The organism is Shewanella waksmanii (assembly GCF_043643685.1).
Lineage (GTDB): Bacteria > Pseudomonadota > Gammaproteobacteria > Enterobacterales > Shewanellaceae > Shewanella > Shewanella waksmanii_A.
On the sequence record NZ_JBHZSN010000008.1, the window covers coordinates 1 to 22,680 of the forward strand.

The 22,680-nt window shown below is 45.2% G+C and carries 21 protein-coding genes; 9 read left to right on the top strand and 12 right to left on the bottom strand.

Translation table 11 applies throughout. The annotated features are described in order from the left end of the window. Positions 1-155: 155 nt before the first annotated feature. A complete protein-coding gene (locus ACHUFW_RS13200) occupies positions 156-665 on the bottom strand; it encodes a DUF4240 domain-containing protein (protein WP_394203741.1) in 510 nt (169 codons plus the stop codon). Positions 666-822: 157 nt separating this feature from the next. Here ACHUFW_RS13200 and ACHUFW_RS13205 point away from each other — a divergent pair, with 157 nt between their 5' ends. The 5 genes from ACHUFW_RS13205 to ACHUFW_RS13225 all read left to right on the top strand — a co-directional run bounded on the left by ACHUFW_RS13205 (position 823) and on the right by ACHUFW_RS13225 (position 3,979). After that, complete coding sequence (locus tag ACHUFW_RS13205; protein WP_394203743.1) at positions 823-1,218, top strand: hypothetical protein; 396 nt, start codon at positions 823-825, stop codon at positions 1,216-1,218. A 76-nt stretch (positions 1,219-1,294) separates the two neighbouring features. Next, the gene (locus ACHUFW_RS13210; protein WP_394203745.1) at positions 1,295-2,095 is read left to right on the top strand and encodes a response regulator; all 801 of its coding nucleotides are present in this window, start codon (positions 1,295-1,297) and stop codon (positions 2,093-2,095) included. Between the two features lie 131 nt (positions 2,096-2,226). Then, on the top strand, positions 2,227-2,499 hold the full coding sequence (locus ACHUFW_RS13215) for an HU family DNA-binding protein (protein WP_028775027.1): 273 nt from the start codon (positions 2,227-2,229) through the stop codon (positions 2,497-2,499). Between the two features lie 257 nt (positions 2,500-2,756). Next, on the top strand, positions 2,757-3,449 hold the full coding sequence (locus ACHUFW_RS13220) for a TorF family putative porin (protein ID WP_394203748.1): 693 nt from the start codon (positions 2,757-2,759) through the stop codon (positions 3,447-3,449). A gap of 356 nt (positions 3,450-3,805) precedes the next feature. Then, a complete protein-coding gene (locus tag ACHUFW_RS13225; RefSeq protein WP_169732713.1) occupies positions 3,806-3,979 on the top strand; it encodes a hypothetical protein in 174 nt (57 codons plus the stop codon). A gap of 72 nt (positions 3,980-4,051) precedes the next feature. On the opposite strand, the gene ACHUFW_RS13230 is transcribed toward ACHUFW_RS13225, so the two are convergent. The 5 genes from ACHUFW_RS13230 to ACHUFW_RS13250 all read right to left on the bottom strand — a co-directional run bounded on the left by ACHUFW_RS13230 (position 4,052) and on the right by ACHUFW_RS13250 (position 9,463). After that, positions 4,052-5,428: an alanine/glycine:cation symporter family protein gene (locus ACHUFW_RS13230; RefSeq protein ID WP_394203750.1), complete on the bottom strand. Its 1,377-nt coding sequence runs from the start codon at positions 5,426-5,428 to the stop codon at positions 4,052-4,054. A 318-nt stretch (positions 5,429-5,746) separates the two neighbouring features. Next, positions 5,747-6,979: an organoarsenical effux MFS transporter ArsJ gene (arsJ, locus tag ACHUFW_RS13235; RefSeq protein ID WP_394203752.1), complete on the bottom strand. Its 1,233-nt coding sequence runs from the start codon at positions 6,977-6,979 to the stop codon at positions 5,747-5,749. A gap of 18 nt (positions 6,980-6,997) precedes the next feature. Then, positions 6,998-8,008, bottom strand: a complete 1,011-nt coding sequence (locus tag ACHUFW_RS13240) for an ArsJ-associated glyceraldehyde-3-phosphate dehydrogenase (RefSeq protein ID WP_394203754.1) — start codon at positions 8,006-8,008, stop codon at positions 6,998-7,000. Between the two features lie 53 nt (positions 8,009-8,061). Then, positions 8,062-9,090 carry an ACR3 family arsenite efflux transporter gene (gene arsB / locus ACHUFW_RS13245; protein WP_394203756.1) on the bottom strand — a complete coding sequence of 343 codons (1,029 nt, stop codon included), beginning with the start codon at positions 9,088-9,090 and terminating at the stop codon, positions 8,062-8,064. 25 nt (positions 9,091-9,115) lie between these two features. Then, the gene (locus tag ACHUFW_RS13250; protein ID WP_394203758.1) at positions 9,116-9,463 is read right to left on the bottom strand and encodes a metalloregulator ArsR/SmtB family transcription factor; all 348 of its coding nucleotides are present in this window, start codon (positions 9,461-9,463) and stop codon (positions 9,116-9,118) included. 279 nt (positions 9,464-9,742) lie between these two features. Here ACHUFW_RS13250 and ACHUFW_RS13255 point away from each other — a divergent pair, with 279 nt between their 5' ends. Further along, the gene (locus ACHUFW_RS13255; protein WP_394203760.1) at positions 9,743-10,969 is read left to right on the top strand and encodes a lipase family alpha/beta hydrolase; all 1,227 of its coding nucleotides are present in this window, start codon (positions 9,743-9,745) and stop codon (positions 10,967-10,969) included. Between the two features lie 132 nt (positions 10,970-11,101). On the opposite strand, the gene pmbA is transcribed toward ACHUFW_RS13255, so the two are convergent. After that, positions 11,102-12,442: a metalloprotease PmbA gene (gene pmbA / locus ACHUFW_RS13260; protein WP_394203762.1), complete on the bottom strand. Its 1,341-nt coding sequence runs from the start codon at positions 12,440-12,442 to the stop codon at positions 11,102-11,104. A gap of 195 nt (positions 12,443-12,637) precedes the next feature. On the opposite strand from pmbA, the gene yjgA reads away from it, so the two are divergent. From yjgA to ACHUFW_RS13275, 3 genes are all read left to right on the top strand, one after another. Beyond that, a complete protein-coding gene (yjgA, locus tag ACHUFW_RS13265; RefSeq protein WP_394203764.1) occupies positions 12,638-13,177 on the top strand; it encodes a ribosome biogenesis factor YjgA in 540 nt (179 codons plus the stop codon). 66 nt (positions 13,178-13,243) lie between these two features. After that, positions 13,244-15,781 carry an Ig-like domain-containing protein gene (locus ACHUFW_RS13270; RefSeq protein ID WP_394203766.1) on the top strand — a complete coding sequence of 846 codons (2,538 nt, stop codon included), beginning with the start codon at positions 13,244-13,246 and terminating at the stop codon, positions 15,779-15,781. Between the two features lie 151 nt (positions 15,782-15,932). Further along, the gene (locus tag ACHUFW_RS13275) at positions 15,933-16,334 is read left to right on the top strand and encodes a hypothetical protein (RefSeq protein WP_394203768.1); all 402 of its coding nucleotides are present in this window, start codon (positions 15,933-15,935) and stop codon (positions 16,332-16,334) included. A gap of 53 nt (positions 16,335-16,387) precedes the next feature. Here ACHUFW_RS13275 and ACHUFW_RS13280 read toward each other — a convergent pair whose 3' ends face one another. The 5 genes from ACHUFW_RS13280 to tldD form a co-directional block, all read right to left on the bottom strand. After that, positions 16,388-17,518 (bottom strand): ABC transporter permease, encoded by a 1,131-nt coding sequence (locus ACHUFW_RS13280; protein ID WP_394203770.1) that lies wholly within the window; start codon positions 17,516-17,518, stop codon positions 16,388-16,390. Then, complete coding sequence (locus ACHUFW_RS13285; RefSeq protein ID WP_394203772.1) at positions 17,515-18,675, bottom strand: ABC transporter permease; 1,161 nt, start codon at positions 18,673-18,675, stop codon at positions 17,515-17,517. The genes ACHUFW_RS13280 and ACHUFW_RS13285 overlap by 4 nt, the downstream gene beginning before the upstream one ends. A 9-nt stretch (positions 18,676-18,684) precedes the next feature. Continuing rightward, complete coding sequence (locus ACHUFW_RS13290) at positions 18,685-19,656, bottom strand: HlyD family secretion protein (RefSeq protein ID WP_394203774.1); 972 nt, start codon at positions 19,654-19,656, stop codon at positions 18,685-18,687. Then, positions 19,646-21,049 carry a TolC family protein gene (locus tag ACHUFW_RS13295; RefSeq protein WP_394203776.1) on the bottom strand — a complete coding sequence of 468 codons (1,404 nt, stop codon included), beginning with the start codon at positions 21,047-21,049 and terminating at the stop codon, positions 19,646-19,648. The genes ACHUFW_RS13290 and ACHUFW_RS13295 overlap by 11 nt, the downstream gene beginning before the upstream one ends. Before the next feature lie 167 nt (positions 21,050-21,216). Next, positions 21,217-22,665 (bottom strand): metalloprotease TldD, encoded by a 1,449-nt coding sequence (gene tldD / locus ACHUFW_RS13300; protein WP_394203778.1) that lies wholly within the window; start codon positions 22,663-22,665, stop codon positions 21,217-21,219. Positions 22,666-22,680 lie beyond the last annotated feature (15 nt).

Below are 22,680 nucleotides of genomic sequence, written 5' to 3' on the forward strand. Positions count from 1 at the left end.
GAGTTCGCTTAACTGTTGATTTCATAACACTCTCCAAAAAAGGTTTGAAAAGTGTCAACGTTATTTAGGACGGGTCATATAGATTAAAAAAAGCGGGCTTGGCCCGCTTTTTTATTTGCCAGACACGGCCCTGTTCACTAAAACGGCATTATTCATTAAAACGGGAACCTGGCACATAGTTGCGGATAAGCCAGTTTCAAGTGCTTTTTCTTGTGGTTAAACTTTTTACCTTGTGGATTAGCTTGGCCTGACGGAACAAATGGCAACTCCTCACCGGTTCTATCTTCATATATTTTCCCAGCAACCAAGTCATACTCATCAACAAACGGATAGGCATAGCCATCTTTTTCTGGCCAGCCTTCAAGCAAGCCTAATTCATCAGGGTTGTCTATCACCCGCTCGAACCAAGTTTGACCTAAAGAGATCACAAAACAACGAAACTCTGCAAACTCATACTCTGAATCGCAACCAGTCACAACATATGCAGCGCCCCATAAAGACCATAAATAACAGCGTCGCATTTGAAATGAAAAATGTTTATCAAACGCTGCCAGCTGCTCATCAGTTAGTGTCAGCAACTTATCATGCAACTGCTCTGATAAACTTTGCTGATCTTGCTCGGGGCTTCGGCGCGTCACCAACTGCCAAAATTCTGCTTCAGTCATACGCTACTCTATCTACAACACCAACGCGCATTGTAACCATCTTAGCAAGGATGACCAATATATTGAGTCAGGATTATCAAGCACAAACACTAAATAGATGGACTATGAAGGAGGTTTTTTCTACACTCGCACAAAAATTGATTGCTAAAAGCTTGCTATGACTAGACCACCGTTACCTTTACTCGTATTAATTTTGCTTTATTCTCTTTTGGCTATTGTCGCAATTTGGCGAGCAGTAGATACCTTATCTATGGATTTATTTAGCCTAGGTGTCATTCCAGTACTAATTGGCATTTTTTTAAAAGCAAAGTGGACCACAGTGGTCTTGAAGGTGTATATCGCCATTCAAACACTTGGACTAGCCGCCCTAGCAACCACAGCTATTATTGCCTATCAAATCACCCCTGAAGATGTAAAAGTCGTAGTCAATGGCGAGCTCATTCCGATTCCGCTAATTGCAATTACGGCAATCTTGCTACTCGGATTTCAACTATTTACAGCTTTTTCTAAATCAACAAAGAGTTACCTAAATTCCGAACAATCAATCGGTTAACATAAGCAAACAAGACTATAAAAACCGGCGTATATAACCGCCAATAATAACAATAAATCATTAGAGATTAGCGACTATGAATACTTTGCTCCCCAGTGAGCTGTCGATATTGCTCGTCGAACCGTCAGATACTCAACGGAAAATTATTGCTAGCCGCCTGCAGCATGAAGGCATTAGCCAGATCCAAACCGCGAGCAGCATTACCCAGGCCAGTGAGATCATTGCCCGTCACCAACCTGATTTGGTGGCAAGCGCGATGCACTTTGCCGATGGAACGGCCATAGATCTACTCAACAGCATTAAAAGCAACGAGTCTTTGCAAGAGATCCAATTTATGTTGGTCTCAAGTGAGTGTCGTCGTGAGCACTTGGAGGTTTATCGCCAGTCTGGGGTGGTTGCCATCTTGCCCAAGCCATTTACCACTGAACACTTAGGCAAAGCCCTTAATGCCACCATAGATTTACTCAGCCAAGATGAACTCGATCTGGCTCATTTTGATGTGCACAACTTACGAGTACTGGTGGTCGACGACAGTAAGATGGCAAGAAATATCATTCGTCGCACCATTACTAACTTGGGGCTAAAGCTCATCACAGAAGCCAATGACGGTGCTGAAGCTATCGAGTTACTGCAAAACAACATGTATGACTTGGTGATCACTGATTACAACATGCCAAATGCAGATGGTTTGGCACTCACTGAGTTTATTCGTAAACACAGCCAACAATCACATATACCCATTTTAATGGTGTCATCAGAAGCCAATGATGCTCACTTGAGCAATGTTTCTCAAGCTGGCGTCAATGCCCTTTGTGACAAGCCATTTGAGCCTCATATAGTAAAACAACTGCTATATAGCCTGCTTGATGATGAATAATCCGTCATTTTTAGGATTTTTAGCATTTTATTCAGCCTTAAGCTCTTTCCAATTGATTCACCTTATGGCATGTTAGGTCTCAGCGTTACTAGAATTGCTAAGAAAATCTACGGAAAGAAGAGAATATTCAAATGAATAAAACTGAACTTGTTGCAAAAATGGCTGAAAATGCTGAACTCACTAAAGCAGAAGCTGCACGTGCACTGAAGTCTTTCGAAGAGACAGTAGCACAAGCAATGAAAGACGGTGATAAGATTTCTATCGTTGGCTTTGGCTCTTTTGAAACAACTGAACGTGCAGCTCGTACTGGCCGTAATCCACAGACGGGTAAAGAAATTCAAATTCCAGCAGCAACTGTACCTAAATTCAAAGCTGGTAAAGCACTGAAAGATAGCGTTAACTAGACCTACATAACGTTATCACTAATAAAAGCCTCCTTTATGGGGGCTTTTTTGTTCCCACAAACTGTTCAAATTTGCACCAAAATAGAGCGTCACTGCTCTTTTTTAAACCAAAACACGCCCGCAATCGCATCATCTATTTATAAGCTGCTGATTTTATTGACTTCAAAATTTGGCACATTCGTCGCATTAATTTTAGCACTTCCTAAAAAAACACCTATAGTGGAAGTAATAACTAAAATCATGATGAAGGAATGAATATGAAACAAGCAGTGTCAACATTGACTCTAATCGCGAGTACTATGCTTCTCAGTCTACCTGCCAGTGCCGCAGTAAGCGGCAATATCGGTGCAACTTCAAACTACTTATGGCGCGGGGTGAGCCAAACCGATGACTCAGTTGCTGTACAAGGGGGCATTGATTATGAACATGACAGTGGTTTCTATGTCGGTGGCTGGGCCTCAAATGTCGACTTCTCTGATAGCACAACCTTCGAACTTGATTTATATGCTGGTTTTGCCGGCACACTAGGCGAAGACTTTGGCTATGATGTTTATTATCTCTATTACGCATACCCAGATAGCGATGGCAGTATCGATCTTGGTGAAGTATCGCTTGGGCTAAGCTACAAATGGCTCAGTGTAAGCTACTCACATTTAGTTAATGCTGGGGATGATGTTGCCACTGAACCACTAAGCAACACCGACATGGGGTATTTTACCGTCGATGTATCCATTCCACTTTCAGACACCTTGTCACTTAACGGCCATTATGGGTACTCGCGAGGTGATGTTATAACAGCTTGGTACGACACAGAAAACTACTCTGATTATTCAATCTCTCTCGCTAAGGATACCGATTTTGGCACCATCTCTTTCTTGGTTGGTGACACAGATTTAGCCGATGACGATCCTAAGCTTGTCCTTGGATACAGCTATAGTTTTGATTTGTGATCTTCCTCTAATTGAGTTATTGCTCATGTAGCAATAACTCTGTTTCCCCTATATTTAAAAACTGCAATATATACATATAGATATTTCAGAACAATCTCGCTCCAAAACTGGTCAAACCAGTATTTTTCATAGATCAGAATATTGTTAGCTCGATCGCATTTTTCTTTTCGATGGCTTGGTATCTTTCACATCAGCGCTTACTAATGTTTAAGCTAATTCACTGAACTGTATTACTTTATTAGCGCTTTTCGGATATTAACAATGTGAGTTGAACGCCAACTATGGCCCCCAGCTCATCGTACTTAACGGCACAAAGCAAAGAGTGCCAACAAGTACTCACTTGCGAGGAGTTCACCATGACTCAAATTTTAGATGTTGTGCCAAATGATGTAGAAATTGAAGCGATGACCGCACCTAAAAATGCGCAAGCGTTAGATGATCTCAAACATCGCCGCGAAGTTAAAAAGCGCCTTGAAGAGCTGCTTGAAGAAGCAGAACTTAAACGCGCTATGGGTGGTGACTTTTATTAATTTCCCCTCCCATCTTCGCCAATAAAAAAGCGCCTAAACGGCGCTTTTTAGTTATCTAATCGTAATAAAACACTATTTCGCTTTTAACGCTGCATCTTCTTCACGCTTCTTGAGAAAATACTCACGGGTTAAGCCAAACACCACCGGGCTCAATAGCGCAAGTGCAATAAGGTTAGGTATCGCCATCATCGCGTTAAGGGTATCGGCTAATAACCAAATGAAATCCAATGAGCTAATTGCCCCTAATGGCACCACCAGTATCCAAATCACCCTAAACGGTTTAACTGCCTTGACACCCAATAAGTACTGGACGCATTTCTCGCTGTATACACTCCAGCCCAAAATGGTGGTAAACGCAAACACAGCCAAGGCAATTGCGACGATATAATTGCCAATAGGAAATGCATGGGAGAAAGCAAAAGAGGTCAACGCTGCACCATTTTCGCCCGACGTCCATGCACCAGACACAATAATTGCCAAACCGGTGATAGTACACACCACTAAGGTATCAATAAAGGTGCCAAGCATTGCAACTAAACCTTGCGCAACAGGGTTATTGGTTTGCGCCGATGCGTGAGCAATAGGTGCGCTACCAAGGCCTGCTTCGTTTGAAAATACCCCGCGAGCAACACCAAAACGAATTGCAGCCCACACCGCAGCCCCAGCAAATCCGCCCTGTGCGGCAACAGGGTTAAATGCACTATGTACAATCAGGGCTATGGCATCTGGAATTTCAGAAGCATGAACAACCAATACCGCAATACCCGCAGCGATATAAAAAACTGTCATCAGTGGCACAAGTTTACCGGCAACATCGGCGATACGCTTAATGCCGCCCATCAATACAGCACCCACTAACACCATTAATACGATACCGGTAACATAGTCAGGGACACCAAAGTTACTCTGCAGCGCATCAGCAACAGAATTTGACTGTACTGTGTTACCAATACCAAAACCTGCAAATGAACCAAATAACGCAAACGCGGTACCTAGCCAAGCCCATTTGCTGCCTAAACCGTTTTTAATGTAATACATCGGCCCACCGATGTGATTACCATTGTCGTCCACCTCACGATACTTAACCGCAAGTACAGCTTCAGAAAACTTGGTAGCCATCCCCACGAGGGCAGTACACCACATCCAAAACAATGCACCCGGTCCACCGATAAAGATAGCGGTAGCAACCCCAGCAATATTACCGGTACCAATGGTTGCAGATAGGGATGTCATCAACGCGTTAAAGGGGCTGATCTCACCTTTCATCTGCTTATCTTTATCTGGAATACGCCCAGACCAAAGCAGCTTGAAACCCGTACCTAATTTAACGATAGGCATTAACCGCAGCCCAACCGATAAAAATAAACCGACGCCTAAGATCATGATTAACATGGGTGTGCCCCAGACAAACCCATTGATCATACTGACAATTTCAGTAATACCTTCCATTCAAACCTCGTTATTATTCTTGCTAACTATTTGTGATCTGCGCCACTATTTATTGATTGCTAAGCCAGAGTACAACGAATTGTAAGGGAATGGAAAGGGGCAAAAGCTGCTGTCAGACCTCATTTTACTCAACATCAACAGGAAATTAGCTGCGGCTAAACCGCTTACGCTGATGGCCTACATGAGTTTACTTTTGCATAAACCACTGCGATAAAGATTTAAGTACGTCACCTTGGACAGGCCAGGTTTGCCCACCCAAGGTAAACGCAAGGAATGTTGGCCGAGCTAAGCTACACTGCCTAGCTACTACCAAGCGAGTTAATGTGAAGGGGAACGATCCGGTAGATAATAACTAATCACAGTGGTCACAACTAGTAAGCCAGCCGCAACCCATAAGCAAGCGACTAGGCCTGCGCTTTGATAGATCCAACCCGATAATATGGTACCAATGAGACGCCCCATCGCATTAGCCATATAATAAAAGCCAACATCTAAAGACACGCCATCATCACTGGCATAGCTGACTATCAGATAGCTATGTAACGATGAATTAATCGCAAACACCACACCAAAAACAATCAAGCCAATGATAAGCCACCACTGTGGCTCAGCAAGAGTACTCATTGCCATGGCTATGCCGATGGGGACTAAGGTGAGTAGAAATGCCCAAAATAATGCCGCACGCCCACCAGGTGCAGTCGCGCCATCAACTTGCTGACTGCCGGTGATTTTTGGCGCTAAGCTTTGCACCACACCATATGCAATCACCCATGTTGCTAAAAAGCCGCCAACCCAATAATGATCCCAACCAAACTGACTAGCAAGATAGACTGGCAATGCCACCACGAACCACACATCTCGTGCACTAAACAGGCACATCCGCGCCGCTGACAAAATATTGATATTGCGACTTTTAGAGAAGATCTGCTTAAACTTAGGTTTGGTTGATGCTTTGCCTAGGTCCTGTTTTAGTTTAATTAAGCTCACACACCAAACTAAGGTTAACCCGAGTGCCATCAATAGCACGGCACCATGAAACCCAAACAGTGCCAATAGCACACCACCTAAGAAGAAACCCACGCCTTTTAAGGTATTCTTAGAGCCGGTAAGTAGAGCAATATACTTATAAAGTGTGCCTTCAGCGCCTTTAGCGACCAACGCTTTAATACTGCTCTTAGCACTCATCTTATTGAGATCTTTAGCAATACCCGACAACGCTTGCGCCACCATCACCCATGCAATGGTTAGCCACTCAGTGGGAACAAGCAACATCAACAAAGCGAGAATTTGTAACCCCAAACCAATGTTCATGGTGCGATTAAGACCAAAACGAGCGCCTAAATAGCCACCAAACAAATTAGTCACCACACCAAAGAACTCATAAAACAGAAATAACATGGCGATTGCCAGAGGGCTGTATCCCAATTGATGGAAGTAGAGAACTACTAACATTCTCAACGCACCATCAGTTAAGGTAAACGCCCAGTAATTTGCCGTCACTAGCATGTACTGCCTAACTTGAGTCGGCAAAGATTGAAGACTGGCTAACATGTTATTCCTTAGTATCAGTTAGGCTTTATCTAACGAACCGACCAAGCGAGCAAGCTCTGCTGCACGGTTGGCGTAACCCCACTCATTGTCATACCAAACGTATAGTTTAAGCTGAGAGCCATTAACCACCATGGTAGACAAAGCATCAACAATGGCCGAGCGCGGATCGGTTTTGTAATCAACCGATACCAGTGGTCGTTCTTCATAGCCTAAAATGCCAGCCAATTCGTTATCAGCCGCCTGCTTCAACATGGCGTTGATTTCGACCTCTGTGACATCTCGCTCTAATTCAAATACGCAATCGGTAATTGACGCATTGGCCAAAGGCACTCGTACAGCATGACCATTTAGCTTGCCTTTTAGCTCAGGGAAAATATGGGTTATCGCGGTTGCCGAGCCTGTTGTGGTTGGGATTAAAGACTGTCCACATGCACGTGCGCGGCGCAAATCTTTGTGGGGCGCATCTAAAATAGTTTGTGTATTAGTGATGTCGTGAATGGTCGTCATCGAGCCATGCTTAATACCAACATTTTCATGAATCACTTTTACCACAGGTGCCAAGCAGTTGGTGGTACAAGAAGCCGCCGTCACAATCGGGTGTTGGCTCTTATCATATAGATGATGGTTAACCCCCATAACCACATTGAGTACGCCAGGCTCTTTTACTGGCGCAGTGACAACAACACGCTTCACACCTTGATCTAGATAGGCTTGCAGTTTGGCTTTGGTTTTCATTTTGCCAGATGCTTCAATCACGACATCGCAACCTGACCAATCCGTGTCTTCAATACGGCTATTGGTTGTGGTTTTAATGTGCTTAGCGCCAATAATAATCCCGGTATCATCGGCACTAACTTGCTGGTCCCAAGTCCCGTGCACTGAATCGAAACACAGCAGATGTGCTAATGTTGCCGCCTCACCCGCAGGATCATTAATTTGCACAAACTCAACGTCCTGCCACTGCCAAGCTGCGCGCAGCGCTAAACGTCCCATGCGGCCAAAACCGTTAATCCCAACTTTAATTGTCATGCTGTCACCCTAATTAAGTTTGATATAACCACCGTGCGCCATCACGCAAGGCTTTACTGTATTTGTTGCTGATACTTTTCACGTCGACGATTGACAAACGCCACCAAAGACAACATCACTGGCACCTCAACCAACACACCAACCACGGTTGCCAAAGCTGCACCTGAGTGCAAACCAAACAATGAAATCGCCACGGCTACCGCCAACTCAAAAAAGTTTGATGTAGAAATCATACAGGCTGGCGCGGCAATGTCATGGCTTAGTCGCAGCTTTCTTGCGGCATAATAAGCGATGAAAAAGATCCCGTAAGTTTGAATCAACAAGGGGATGGATATCAGTAATATATGCTGAGGCTGAGCTAGAATCGTTTGAGCTTGGAAGCCAAATAGCAACAACACTGTAGCAATGAGTCCTACCATAGACCAAGGCTTTAATTTCGCGATGAACTGAGCAATTTTTTGCTCATCATGCTGCTTATTCAAATGCTTACGGGTTAACACACCTGCGACTAGCGGGAATACGACGTACAACAAAACCGACAATAGCAAGGTTTCCCACGGTACTTGTATATCACTCACACCCAACAGCAAAGCACAAATCGGTGCAAAAGCAACAACCATGATTAAGTCATTAACTGACACTTGCACTAAGGTATAGTTAGCATTGCCTTTGGTTAATTGACTCCAAACAAACACCATTGCCGTACATGGAGCAACGCCCAATAGAATCATCCCGGCAATGTACTCTGTCGCGGTTTGAGGGTCGACCCAATCAGCGAAGAACCCTCGGAAGAATAACCAGCCCAATAACGCCATAGTAAAGGGTTTAATTAGCCAGTTGATCACCACGGTGAGCACTAACCCTTTTGGACTTTTACCGACATCTTTGACAGAAGAGAAATCAATCTGCACCATCATTGGGTAAATCATCACCCAAATCAAAATCGCAATAACAAAATTCACTTGCGCATATTGCCACTGGGCAATATATGCAAAAGGCTCTGGTGCTAGATTACCCAGTACCACACCAGCAACAATCGCTAGCCCTACCCAGACCGTTAAATACCGTTCAAATAACCCCATTTTATTCCCCCGTCACATTTAACACTTAAATATCGCAACAAACCCGAGTTCGCTGTGGTCTATCACCCATTGCACTTAGTCGAGCTAACGGGTCATTAATCAACGCTTGATTGGCTGTATAAGTCTGATCAAGCACCTTCGCAACCCAAGTTGGCATTGCTGGGTTCAAATAGTAAAACACCCACTGCCCTTGACGGCGGTCAACGAGCAAATTAGCTTTTTTCAATTGTGCCAAATGCCGAGAGACCTTAGGTTGCACTTCACCCAATGCGGTCATCAGCTCACATACACACAGTGCTTGCTCAGCTTTAATCATCAATAAGGCTTTCAATCGCGTCTCGTCCGCTAACGCTTTATAAACAGTTATAGGCATAAATAGACTCCCCCTAAACGCAAACGAATAACATCTCACCATAAATATGCGAAAAATCATATATGCGTTATAACGTATATGCAAGCATTATTATTCGATGAGTATGGAAATTTGTGATAAACGCAGAATTATGGCGTCAGCTCCAAATGAGTGATAATTAAACTGTAGGTTAAACATTACTATACTTAGCAGATACTTAGCGATATGGTGGTGGTTATGCCTTCGTTGCTAACCTAACTAAAAGGACACAGTTCAATGCACTGGAATTGCAGAATATTAATGATGTTAGCAGCCATTCTCGTTGCAGGTTGTAGTCAGTTTGTGACTCTCAAACAAGAGCTGGACGTATTACAGAGTCAATATGCGCAGTACGATGTTCACATCGAAAACTCCCCGTCAAACGCGCCAATTGTGCTGGTATTACTCAAGCACCCAGATGCGAAAGAAATCGATGGTTTCGATGTCATGCTAGGCGACGAAGATATCCAATTACAAGCCTATATAGATAGCCAGTTTTTATTTGTATTTATTGATGAAAACCATGATCTTCGATTCCAACCTAACGAACAATACGAATGGTTAAAATTACCCAATCATGACGCTAGCCAGTCATTAACACTGACACTGAACAACACCGCACAAGACTATCCACAGCAACTCGTCGACAAGCCACTACAAACCATCACCAATATGAAAATATCCCAAGCAAGATTTGATGAAGTTATTACGCTTGCGGATCCAATATTTAATCGCCAGCATGCCAAAATGGGCATGTGGCAGCCAATCAGCCATATTGAACAAGGTAATACTGGGCTTTTTTTCACAGCGCCCTATGATGCCAACAAAATCCCTGTGGTATTTGTTCATGGTATGGGAGGAAGTGGTGTAGATTTCGAACCATTAATTGCCAATCTAGATCAGAGTAAATACCAAATTTGGATTTTCAATTACCCCAGCGGCTTGCCTGTCTTAATGGTTGCTAAAGGGCTAGATAACTTAATCAACATCATTAACGCTAAATACGACTTTTCCCAAGCCCACATTGTGGCTCATAGCTTAGGTGGTTTGGTCGGCAAGAGTTACCTCAACCTTTGCAACGCCAATAATAGCTGCGTGGATATGATCAGTTTCGCCTCAATTTCATCCCCCTTTGCTGGCGTAGAGTCTGCCCAATACGGTGTTGACTATGCACCTGTAGCCATTCCCGCTTGGCATGATTTAGTACCTGAAAGTGAGCTGGTATCTGAGTTATTTAACGTAACTAACACCCCGCCTCACCTACTTAATTTTGGCTACAAAGTTTCAGGTGTCCTTAACAAACAAAGCAGTGATGGCGTGATCAACTTAAGCAGCCAACTGGCCTTTGATGCACAAGCGCAGGCATACAGAATAAGGGGCTATAATAACGACCACGTTAGTATCTTAGCCAACCCCAAATTAGCCACAGAACTCATGCTGTTTTGGCAACAAATTGAGCAAGGCTACCAGCCTGAAAACAGCTATTAGCTGCAACCAATGTTATGAATATACTCAAATTAGCGCAGCGACCGCCTCAACGGGCCACTTAGTCTTGCTACTGATTGGAGTAGCAGCAATAAAAAAGCGAGCTTAATGCTCGCTTTTTTAGTTAACTTAGTCTTAGCTACCCGCAATTTTCATGCTTTCTAGCAAAATACCACCAGTACGAATCGATGAGCGTAAATCTCTGTCGTGACTCACAGCAACCATGTTGCGATACATATCTTTCAAGTTACCGGCAATCGTGATCTCTTCAACCGGGTATTGAATCACGCCACTTTCAACGTAAAAACCTGCCGCTCCACGAGAATAATCTCCTGTTACCGCATTGACTCCTTGCCCCATCACTTCTGTCACGATTAAGCCTGTTCCCATCTGCTTAATCAATTCAGCAAAACTTTGGCCTGTGTCACTTAAGGTCCAGTTATAAATACCACCAGCATGACCGGTATTGGTCATGTTGAGTTTACGGGCAGAGTAACTTGTTAATAAGTAGCTACTTAATATGCCCTGGTCAATAATGTTGCGATCTTGAGTCGCCACACCTTCACTATCGTAATAGGTACTTGCCAACCCACCAAGTAAATGCGGCTGCTCAGCAATGGTAAACCAATCAGGGAAAATTTGGCTATGCAGCGAGTCTTGTAAAAAACTCGACTTGCGGTACAAACTACTGCCGCTGATAGCACCAACCAGATGTCCCATTAATCCGGTTGCTATATCTGGCGCTAACAAGACAGGTAATTGAGTGGTGGCGATTTTACGGCCGCCTAAACGTGATAGTGTTTTCTCTGCAGCCTTCTCGCCAACACGTTGTGGCGTCCATAGATCTGAAAATTTACGAGCAACACTATAATCATAGTCGCGCTGCATTTGGCCATCTTGTTCACCAATCACCACACAGCTCAAACTATAACGCGAGCTCGCGTAGCCATTAAGAAACCCATGACTATTGCCATAGACTTTCATAGCGACGTGAGCGTTCGCACTCGCGCCATCAGAGTTAGTAATGCGTGAATCACTATCCAGTGCGGCAGTTTCGGCTTGCACGGCTAAAGACTCAAGCTCTGCCGGCGATAACGATTGTGGATGATAAAGATCAAGATCTTTAATGTCCGTGGCCATCAAATCAGCATCAGCCAGGCCGTTATAGCTATCTTCTGACGTAAATTTGGCGATATCATCGGCGGCTTTAACGGCTCTGGCGATAGCATCTGGACTTAAATCGGATGTCGATGAGCTACCTTTGCAGTTACCACGAAAAAGGGTAATGCCTAGCGCTCCATCCTTATTGAACTCAACAGTTTCTACTTCCTTTAATCGAGTTGAAACCGACAAACCTTGCTGCTTACTAATCGCGACTTCCGCACCAGTGGTACCCAATTTAGCGGCGTGTTCTAACGCAATAGATACCGCATCCTTTAACGCACCTAATTCCTGCTCAATGTTATCTGAAGACACAAACTTACTCTGTAGCTAACCAACGATGGCATTAGCATAACAAACCCGCCACGGGATCACATTAAATAACTGGCAGTAAAACACGCAGCCGCAACAACAGGCTATTAAGGCATGTTGAAATTTAACCCTCAGGCAGTTAGGCGAATTTCTGACAAAATGATATTATTAATACAGTTATTGTTAGAGATTTAGAATATGAATATTGTTGGCGACTCCGAGCACTTTAAACAACCTTTTGACCATGACGAAGATTACGTCAGCCGCGCAGATGTAAAACGCGAGATAGCCATTTACCAAGATTTAGGTAAACAGCTCGTTAGCCTGAGCAAGAGCCAAATAAAGAAACTTGAATTAGATGAGTTGATTTATGACAACTTGATGAAGGCAAAAACCATCAAAATCAATACTGAAGCCCACCGCCGCCATATTCAATACATCGGCAAATTGATGCGTGGTGTTGACATTGAGCAGCTACAGGCCGACTTAAAAAATGTCCTCAACCAAAATCGTAATGAGAGCTCCAAACAAAATGTAGCGGAAAAACTCAAAGATCAATTACTTGAACAAGGCGACAGTGCAATTCAAGCATTAATTGAAGCCCACCCACACTTAGAACGCCAAAAACTGCGTCAGCTCGTTAGACAAAGTAAAAAAGAGCTTGAGAAAAAGCCTGATGCAGTGTCAAAATCGGCAACAGAGTTAGTAAAATACTTACTCGCCGAGACATCAAAATAATGATTGGCTCGCGGAATGATTGCGAGCCCACCGACTCCTTTTTTTAGTTTCACAAGGATGTTGCATATGCGACTGATAACTAAAGCGCTTTTTTTGCACCTTTCACTCATCACCCTATTGGTCTTATCTGGCTGTAATGGCTCAGCCGATGGCACAGATCCCGGTGGCGGAGATGGCGATGACAACTACACATTAAGTCTAAGCTATAAAACCGTGGTCGATGGCCAATGTGCTGAGCCCACCGACGCAATAAGTTTCCCCCAAGGTACCAGTATCTGTGTTGCCGCTACCTTAAAAAATAACGGCAGCAACCAAAGCGGCGCTTTAATCAGTTTCAGTACTACCTTAGGGCAATTAAGTCCTACCACTAAATTAACCGACAGCGCAGGTGTCGCTGAAGTTATTTTAAGTGACGAAGCAGCAACAATTGGTGCCGGTACAGTAAGCGCCAGCTATACTCCAAGCAATACCGATATCGCTACCCTCAATGTCAGTAGAAACTTTGAATACCTAAGTAACGGTACCGCCCCCGAAAAACAACCAAAGCTAACTGCCGCAGTGATGAGCAACGGCGTTGCTGTAACTCAATTTAAAGTCGGCGAGACCGTACAACTTCAAGCACTATTTGTTGATGCAGAAAACGCAGGTATTGCTAATCAGCAGGTCACTTTTAGCGCGGGTAATGCTTCACTTACACCAAGTAGCACGCTCACCAATGCCCAGGGGTTAGCTCAGGTCAGCTACACGGCTGTTGAAAGTGAACTTGGCGCAGCCAGCTTAAATGCTACCGTTGACTATAGCGGCTCAAACTATCAATCAAATAGTTTGTACGAAGTGCTTCCAAGCGATGCTATTGGCGATGACGGTGAGATAAAAATTGGTCATTTTGATACTGAAAACCAATTTGTTGAAGGCGTATTAGGTACAACTTTAAGCGCCTCAGATGGTAAGTATATTATCAGTGCCGGTGGCAGCTTTGGCGTGTTTGCCGACATTATCAGCCAAGCCCAAGATGGCAGCATCACGCGTCTTCAAACTCCAACCTCAGTGAGTTTTACCTCAGATTGTATTGCCAGTAATAATGCGACGATTGACACACCTGTCACCTCACTTTCTGGCACCGCAAACTCCACTTTCCAGGACACCAGTTGTAGCGGTAATAGTGAGCGCGACGATATCATTGTTGCCAATACCCAAGTCGGTAACCAAACCTTATCAGCGACACTACCGTTTACTTTGTCACGTCAAACCTTGGCGAGCCTGAGTTTTGTCTCTGCCGAACCCACTCATATCCGTATTAAAGGTGCCGGTGGTACTGGTAGCAGCGAATCATCGCTAGTCACCTTCATGGTTACCAGCGCAAATGGTCAACCAGCTGCGCAGCAAGAGGTCAATTTTGAACTCGATACTGTGGTAGGAGGTTTAAGTTTTTCCAATGGCAATGCAACGGCAACCGGACTAACTAACTCTGCCGGATTAGCAAGTATACGCGTGTTAGCAGGAACAGTACCCACTCCTGTACGTGTGGTTGCTTCAGCTACCGATGCGGACACCGGTGATACCATCACCAGCCAGTCTGAGCAATTGACCGTCAATACTGGCCTACCTCAGCAACTTGGCTTTAGTTTAAGTAGTAGCATCTTAAACCCTGAAGCTGATGCCTATAACGGTGAAGTCGCCACCTTAACGGCTTATGCATCAGACAGCTTTGGTAACCCCGCTCCTGATGACACCACCATCAACTTTACCGCTGAAGGTGGTCAAATCGTACCAAGCTGTTTAACGGTTAATGGCCGTTGCAGCGTAGAATGGACTTCAGCGGACCCAAGGGTCAGCGATCATCGTATTACCGTGTTAGCTTACGCCCTTGGTCATGAAACCTTTTTTGATACCAATGGTAATAACATCTTCGACGACGCCGATGGTGCGGCAATTGCGGCATGTTTAGATGCAAACGGCGGTTACATTGCGTGTACCGGTAACGGTATGGATGTTGAAACCTACCGTGAAGGTGGCTTTAGTGACCTACCTGATGCCTTTAGGGATGATGATGAATCAGGTCAATTTAGCGCCGGAGAGAAGTATTTCAATGCCTCAGGAGCCAATAGCTATCAAACTGCCGACGGTCTATTTAACGGCCCGCAGTGCGAGGGCAGTTTATGTGGCACAGGACAAGCAAATAAGACTTACATACGTAAAGCCTTAGTCATGACCATGTCAGGTTCCCATGCTGACTTTATCGTATGGCAGGACGGTACGTTGATTATTGATACCACCCAAGGTATCAATCTAGCACCTGCTGCCATTGATCCAGGCACTAGTTCAAGCTTTACCGTACAGTTCTTTGATAGTGCGAGGCAGATAATGCCAGCTGACTCTAGCTTATCAGTTACTGCAAGCACTGGAACTTTAATCTTCACCCCCTTTACAGTGCCTAATGCAACACGCGCAGGTGGTAACACAACCGGATTCACCGTGGTCAATGACATCGATCCGGGAAGCAGTGGCGAACCAAGCAAGACCAGTACTGTTGGCATCGAAGTGGTTACGCCAAAAGGTAACCAATCAAGAGCTGGCTTTAATGTAACCTTGACGGGTACCTAACAGTCATTCGCTAATAGTGAAGTCATTTAATGCCAACTAAAGTCATGCTTTAGTTGGCATTTTTTATCAAAACTAGTACTTTTATCTGATTCAATAAATGGCTTAGCTGTTTATAATCTGCGGCTTCAAACGCAAAATAAAGGAATATATCATGCGCTTACCAGTCGTTGCCTCTTTTGTGGCTGCCGCCACGCTTCTCACTGCTTGTGCCGCAACACCACCACGGGTTGCCCAAGAAAAAACCGTCGAAATTGAGGGAAAAACCATTAAGTTTGGCGGACAATATGATGAAAAGAAAAATGAGTTAAAACTTACAGTCAATGGCGACACCTTGATGCAAGGCCGCTTTCCCCCTTATACACCAACACAGAATTTCAACGCTAAATATCAAGATATTCATATTAAAAGCGCCTGCTATTTTGGTTCAGTCTTAGGCAATCAAGGCGGTGCATTTGGTGCGATTGCAGGTGCAATTCAAGCCAGTAAATCATCAAGTGCAGACAAGTGCGAAATTATCGTTGCTGGTGATACGGTCGAAACACTTTACTTCTAAACTGTTGCTGCATTAAAGGACCGTTAATGCATTAGCAGACAACAGGTTGAGAGTCACTGCTTATTGCGAGCTGTGACTCCCCACCAGCTCAATAACAAGAACAAACCAAACAGTCCCCACATATGCCACCACATAGGCATAATGCTGCGCCAATCCGCGCCCATTTGATTTAAAGTCAACATCCCCTGAATCGCCGGTATTGCTGGTAATAGGTCTGCCACCATCAATAGTGGAGTGGGAATCAATTCTACTGGCCAAACAAAACCCGATACAAACAAGATAGGCATCGAAATTAACAATAACACTTGGGTGGGCAAATCACGTCGACTAAACAAACAGCTAAACGCGATCCCCGCAGCTGCCGTGGACAAAATAAAGGGTAATAGAAACAGCCCAACGGTATACCAAGTCGCCTGCACGCTGACATCATAAATGTAGTAACAGTAGCCCACATAAAATGCACTAAATAGACTATAAATGAGGGTAAACACTGCTAACCTTGCACTGATAAGCATCCACGGCGATAACGTCTGCCAGTATCCCTTGCGACCCCACTGCCCCGCACCAAGTATACTCGCGCCGATAAGTAAAGTTTGATGTAGCACTAACAGCAGCACACCTGGCACCACATAAGGTGTGTAACCGAGACTTGGATTAAAGGCTGGCACACTATCGAGCACAATTGGTGTCAGCTGTTCATTTACCACAGCCACACTGGTGCCGCTGGCCAGTAAACCTTTAAATTGCACAAACTTGGCAACATCAATCCCAACGCTCACTAACCCTTCAGCGACTGCCGAATAGATAAGAAAATAGTTGGCATCTCCCCCGTAGACTAACGTTACCGATTTTCCCTTAATGAGATCACGGCGAAAGTGAGCAGGGATAACCAGCAGGCCATGGGCCTTGCCGGTTTCAATCCACTGCTGCGCTATGGCAATACTGCCCACTTGACCAACAAGGGTAAGCTTGGGGCTACTATCGGCATCACGAATCATTTTGCGGCTTAAACTGGAGTCATCTAAATCAACCACCACTAATTTTTGCTGGGTCGGTACTTGATTCAAATACGGCAGCGGGTATAGCACAGAGTAAAATAGCACCCCACCAAATAGGGTAATCGCAATCGCTTTATCGCTCACAATTGCGCGAAAATCTGCCCACACGCATTGCCAAAATGTCATGTTGACACTCCTACCGTTGCGGGCTGATCTGCTTGGTGTTTTAACACTCGACGTAACAACAGGGCAGCGACTGGGATCAACAATAAGAAACCGCTATACCCAAGTAACTGCTGGGATAGCGCGGTAAATGGCTGGCCATAGGAAACTACACCGACATGGGTCTCAATATAATGACTCGATGGCATCAATAACCGCCAATACTGCGCAAGCGCCGGCATATCTTCAGTGGGAAACGTGATGCCCATAAAAGGAAAACCCGGCGCAAACAAGGCAGTACAAAAGCTGATGACCCTAGCACTATCTTGCAATAGAGAAAATATCACCAACACCAGCAGCCAAATGGCCGTTAACATGGCTACCTGTGCCATCAATAATTGGCTAATTTCACCGGCAATAGGCAACTGCAGATATTGATATAAAAACACCAACATCACATAGTTTTGCAATAACAACAGCCCCATACACACGGCAAACTTACAACTAAGTAGCTTAACGACGCCAAGAGATGGCCATTGCTGTATTGTCGACCAGCGCAATTCTCTATTTAGGCTATTAGCAAACACTAGCATCGCTAACAATTGCCCTAACGCCACCAAAATAGGCGGCAATAAAAATACCACGTAGTTACTGTTACTGTTATATAAAGCGGTTGTTTGACTACTGACTAAGTTAATATTCACCAGCACTTGCGGCTTAGGGATCCCCGCCGCCAGCTGTTTAATGAGCGCTTTATGTTTTAAGCCGTCGGCTAAACTAAGCTGAATTTGGCTTGATAGTAACTTACCGACCAACAAATATTGGCTGTTGTAACGTATATCAATGACAGGCTGTTCGCCTCGAATCAAATCTCGATTTAAATCGTGGGGCAGCACTACAGTGGCGTAAACTTCACCGCGCTGCATGGAAGATTTTGCAGCGAGCATATCTTGGTAGTAACTTGGACTAATAACAGAGCTGGCTTGTAGCTGACGCACTAACATTCGACTGGTTTGACTAAGGTCATGATCAACCACAGCAACGGGCAGCATTCGAGGGATCCCCGCGCTGAACATCCACCATAGACATATTACGCCAAGCAACGGAATATAGCTCAGCAAGGCCAATTGCCAAGGATCATGCCATATTGCTTTTAGCTCTCGTAATATCAGTTGCTTCATTGTCAGAAACTACAAGGTTAACAGGGTAGACATACCGACCCGTAAACCTTCAACGGGTTGGCTAGGTCTCAACTCCATTTCAAAGGTACGCATATCAAAATCATGACCACTCTCAGTGGAGCGCCAAGTGGCAAATTGCCCCATTACACTAATATGTGCTACTTCAAAGGCCACATCGCGATCTAATGCGGGTATATTGATGGTCACTTGCTGTCCGACTTTAAAATCTTTTAATTGATCTTCACGAACATGGAACACTGCCCAAGCATCGTCCATATCAATAATACTGACCACAGGGAAACCGCTAGGGGCTAACTCGCCAACTTGCAAAAGCACTTCACTGACTTCACCCGACTTAGGTGCGCGCATCTGACTGTCTGCAAGAATAGCACTGACTTCATTAACGGCACCTTTGGCCATCAACGCATTACCGGCCGCCGCGGCTTTGGTTTCTTCTCGCGCCCCTTCTTCAGTCATTTGAAACATCGCGTAGGCCGCTTGTTCGGTATATTTTGCAGCCTGCCATTGAGTGTAGGCCTCATCGCGCTTTTGTCTTGCCAGCACCCCTTCATTAAACAGCGCTTCCACGCGCTGGTATGTCGTTTGCGCCAATGTGGCTGCCGCCTGAGCCTTTAGCCATTGCTCCTTTGACGCCATCACTTGCTGTTTACGCGCGCCGTTATCGGCTTCATCCATCATCGCTTGTGCAGCATCACGGCCGCCCTGTGCTTGCATCAACTTCGCATTTAACTCAGGGCTATTAATTGCAAATAACAGGTCGCCCGCAGATACTTCGTCACCTCGGCGCACCATCACTTGCTCAACCCGCCCAGGCACCTTAGAGGAGATGTTATATTCCCGCGCTTCAATTTGCCCTTGTAATCGCTGTACTTTCGGCGCTTGTGCTAAGAACATGCCATAGGCCAAAATCATCACGAGCAACACAAAAGCGCCGACGGCTAAAATTCGATTAGTGCGCATTCACTTTCTCCTCGCTAAGTTTGGCTCGGCCAATAAATTCATCAATTTGTCCACTCACCGCCATTAAGCGAGCATAAGCTTGGACATAACGGTACTGCGCCGCTAACTCTTGCATACTCACGGCACTCAACTTAATTTCCGCATCCACTTTTTCAATGGAAGTCGATAACCCCTGGCTAAATGCAATATCTCGTAATCGTTTATTTTCTTTCGCTAAGTCCATAGACACTTGCAAAGAGTTGACCTCCTCTTGTGCCTGTAATAACTGACGGTAACTTTGCTCGACTAACAAGCTCAAGTCTTGTTGAGTTTGCGCCTTGGTGTAGCGAGCTTGCAGTAACGCACTCTTAGCCGCCTCAACCTTGCCACTGCGTCCATCACGGCTTAGTAGCGGCACTTTGACACCCACTCCCACCATCCAATCGGGCTCCATTTTAGATAGCAAGCTATCGTCTTCATAGAGGGTGTAGTTACCGTATAAAAATACCGTGGGGTAATATTGGCCTTGCTCCAAAGAAACCAGGCCTTGTGCTTGAGTTTCTTTGGCTTCCAGTAACTTAAGCGCAGGATGTTGCGATAAGGTCAGTGAGGTTAACTGCGATACCGCAGGTGGATTTGTTAACATAAACAATGGTGAATAAGTGCTCACCTCGCGTTCATGCAGCATTTTAGCCAGTGCAATTTGGGCCATTTCAAGCTGACGGGTAGCGCTGGTATAGTCCACTTTGGCATTTTCCAATGCCACTTGCGCGTTGAGGCGCTCTACTCTGGCGATTTGTCCTTGCTGCTCTAGCTTTTGCGCGTGCAAAGCATGCTCGGATAATGAATCAACTAATTGTTGGCGCGTATTCACCAACGCTTGACTGACGGCAACGGCATAGTAACGATCAACTAATTGTACAAACAGGTCGCGAATAGATAACTCGTGTTCATGCTCTTTTTCCGCAACGTGGGCAGCTTTAATCCCTTGTGCAGCAGTTATCTTGCCGCCAGTATAAATTGGCCACATCGCTTGTAGACTTGAGCGGAATACATCTTGTTCAGTAAACGGGGTAATAAACAGTGAGCCTGGAATCGCACCAATGGCGCCGGCAATTGCCGGTGGTAAGGCACCTGGGTCTAGTGCAGCAATCGGGTTAAGATCCCGCAGATCGAGTTCTAGCGGTTTTTCAAGGCGAGTGTAGCTACCACTTAAACTCAGCGATGGCATATTCAAATCATCTGTCGCAGATTTTTCTGCTTCAGCGCGGTGCACCTCTTGCACACTGGCTTGCAGTTTATCGCTAACTTGTAATAACTGCTTCCAGGCTTCGGCAAAGGGATAGTCCTTGGCTTGCACCGTGGTGACAGACATTAGCAACAGCGGCAAAGTGAGCCATTTAATACACTTCATTAGCACCTCTAGAGTCTTTACTCTAATTCCTTGTGGGCATGTTATCACTATTCACACTAGCTGCGAAGTGATAATCACGAGCCACAACTTGAGTGTAGCCCGTGTAATACTAATTGGTATAACAGGTTGAGATTAAATAACTAAATATCCTAGTAGGCTTTAACAGCCTAAGCTGTACCGCCTACCGTCAAGCTATCCAGTTTCAAACTAGGTTGCCCAACGCCAACGGGAACACTCTGGCCATCTTTACCACACACACCAACCCCTTTGTCCAACGCCAGATCGTTGCCAACCATCGAAATACGACCCATCGCTTCAGGACCATTGCCGATCAACGTTGCCCCTTTGATAGCTTGGGTGATCTCACCTTTTTCAATCAAATAAGCTTCAGAGGCTGAGAACACAAACTTCCCAGAGGTGATATCAACTTGGCCACCGCCGAAATTAGGCGCATAGATCCCTTTATCCACCGACTTGATCATATCTTCAGGGTTGGTATTCCCCGCTTCCATATAAGTGTTGGTCATACGAGGCATAGGTAAGTGAGCATAAGACTCTCGACGACCATTACCTGTCGACTGCTCGCCCATTAGGCGCGCATTGAGCTTATCTTGCATATAGCCTTTCAAAATACCCTCTTCAATTAGGACGGTTTTTTGAGTTTGCATGCCTTCATCATCAATACTTAGTGAACCACGACGGTTCGCCATGGTGCCGTCATCAACGACCGTCACTAATGACGAAGCCACTTGCTGGCCAACCTTGCCACTAAAGGCACTACTGCCTTTACGATTGAAATCACCTTCTAGACCATGACCGACGGCTTCATGGAGCAGAACGCCCGGCCAGCCCGCACCTAACACCACAGGCATTTCACCGGCGGGGGCATCAATCGCGGTCAGGTTTACTGACGCTTGACGTACTGCTTCTCTTGCAAAGCCAAAGCAGCTTGGCAAATTATGCTCATCGTCCTCAAAGAACACTTCATAGCCATGTCTTCCGCCGCCACCAGCTGCACCGCGCTCGCGCTTTCCATCTTGCTCAAGCACCACTGAACAGTTAAAACGAACCAGAGGCCTAACATCTGCCGCCAAAGTACCATCACTGGCAACCACTAAAATCTCTTCATGAACGCCGGTTAAACTAATCACCACTTGAATAATGCGCTCATCGAGTGACTGCACATAAGCATAGGCTTGTTGAAGCAGCGCGATTTTCCGCACCTCTTCCATCGCTGCAATGGGATCTGCGCTAGTGTACAAGCTATGTTGCTTAGTACGCTTAAATGCCTGGACTTGTTGCTCACTGCCGATTGAGGCAATACCCCTTGCGGCCTCTACTGAAGCTGATAACGACGCGGGCGAGATTTCATCAGCATAAGCAAAACCCGTTTTCTCACCACTGATCGCCCTAACGCCAACACCGCGTTCAATATGAAAGCTCCCCTCTTTGACAATGCCGTCTTCCAATACCCAAGACTCGTGTCTACTACCTTGAAAATACAGATCAGAAAAATCAACCTGATGCTGATGAATACGCTTTAGATAGTCAGGCAGCTGCTCAATGCTTAAGCCGTCTTGCAGTAAGCTTTGCTCTACTTGGTTTAAAAATGGCATTCAATCTCTCTCTTT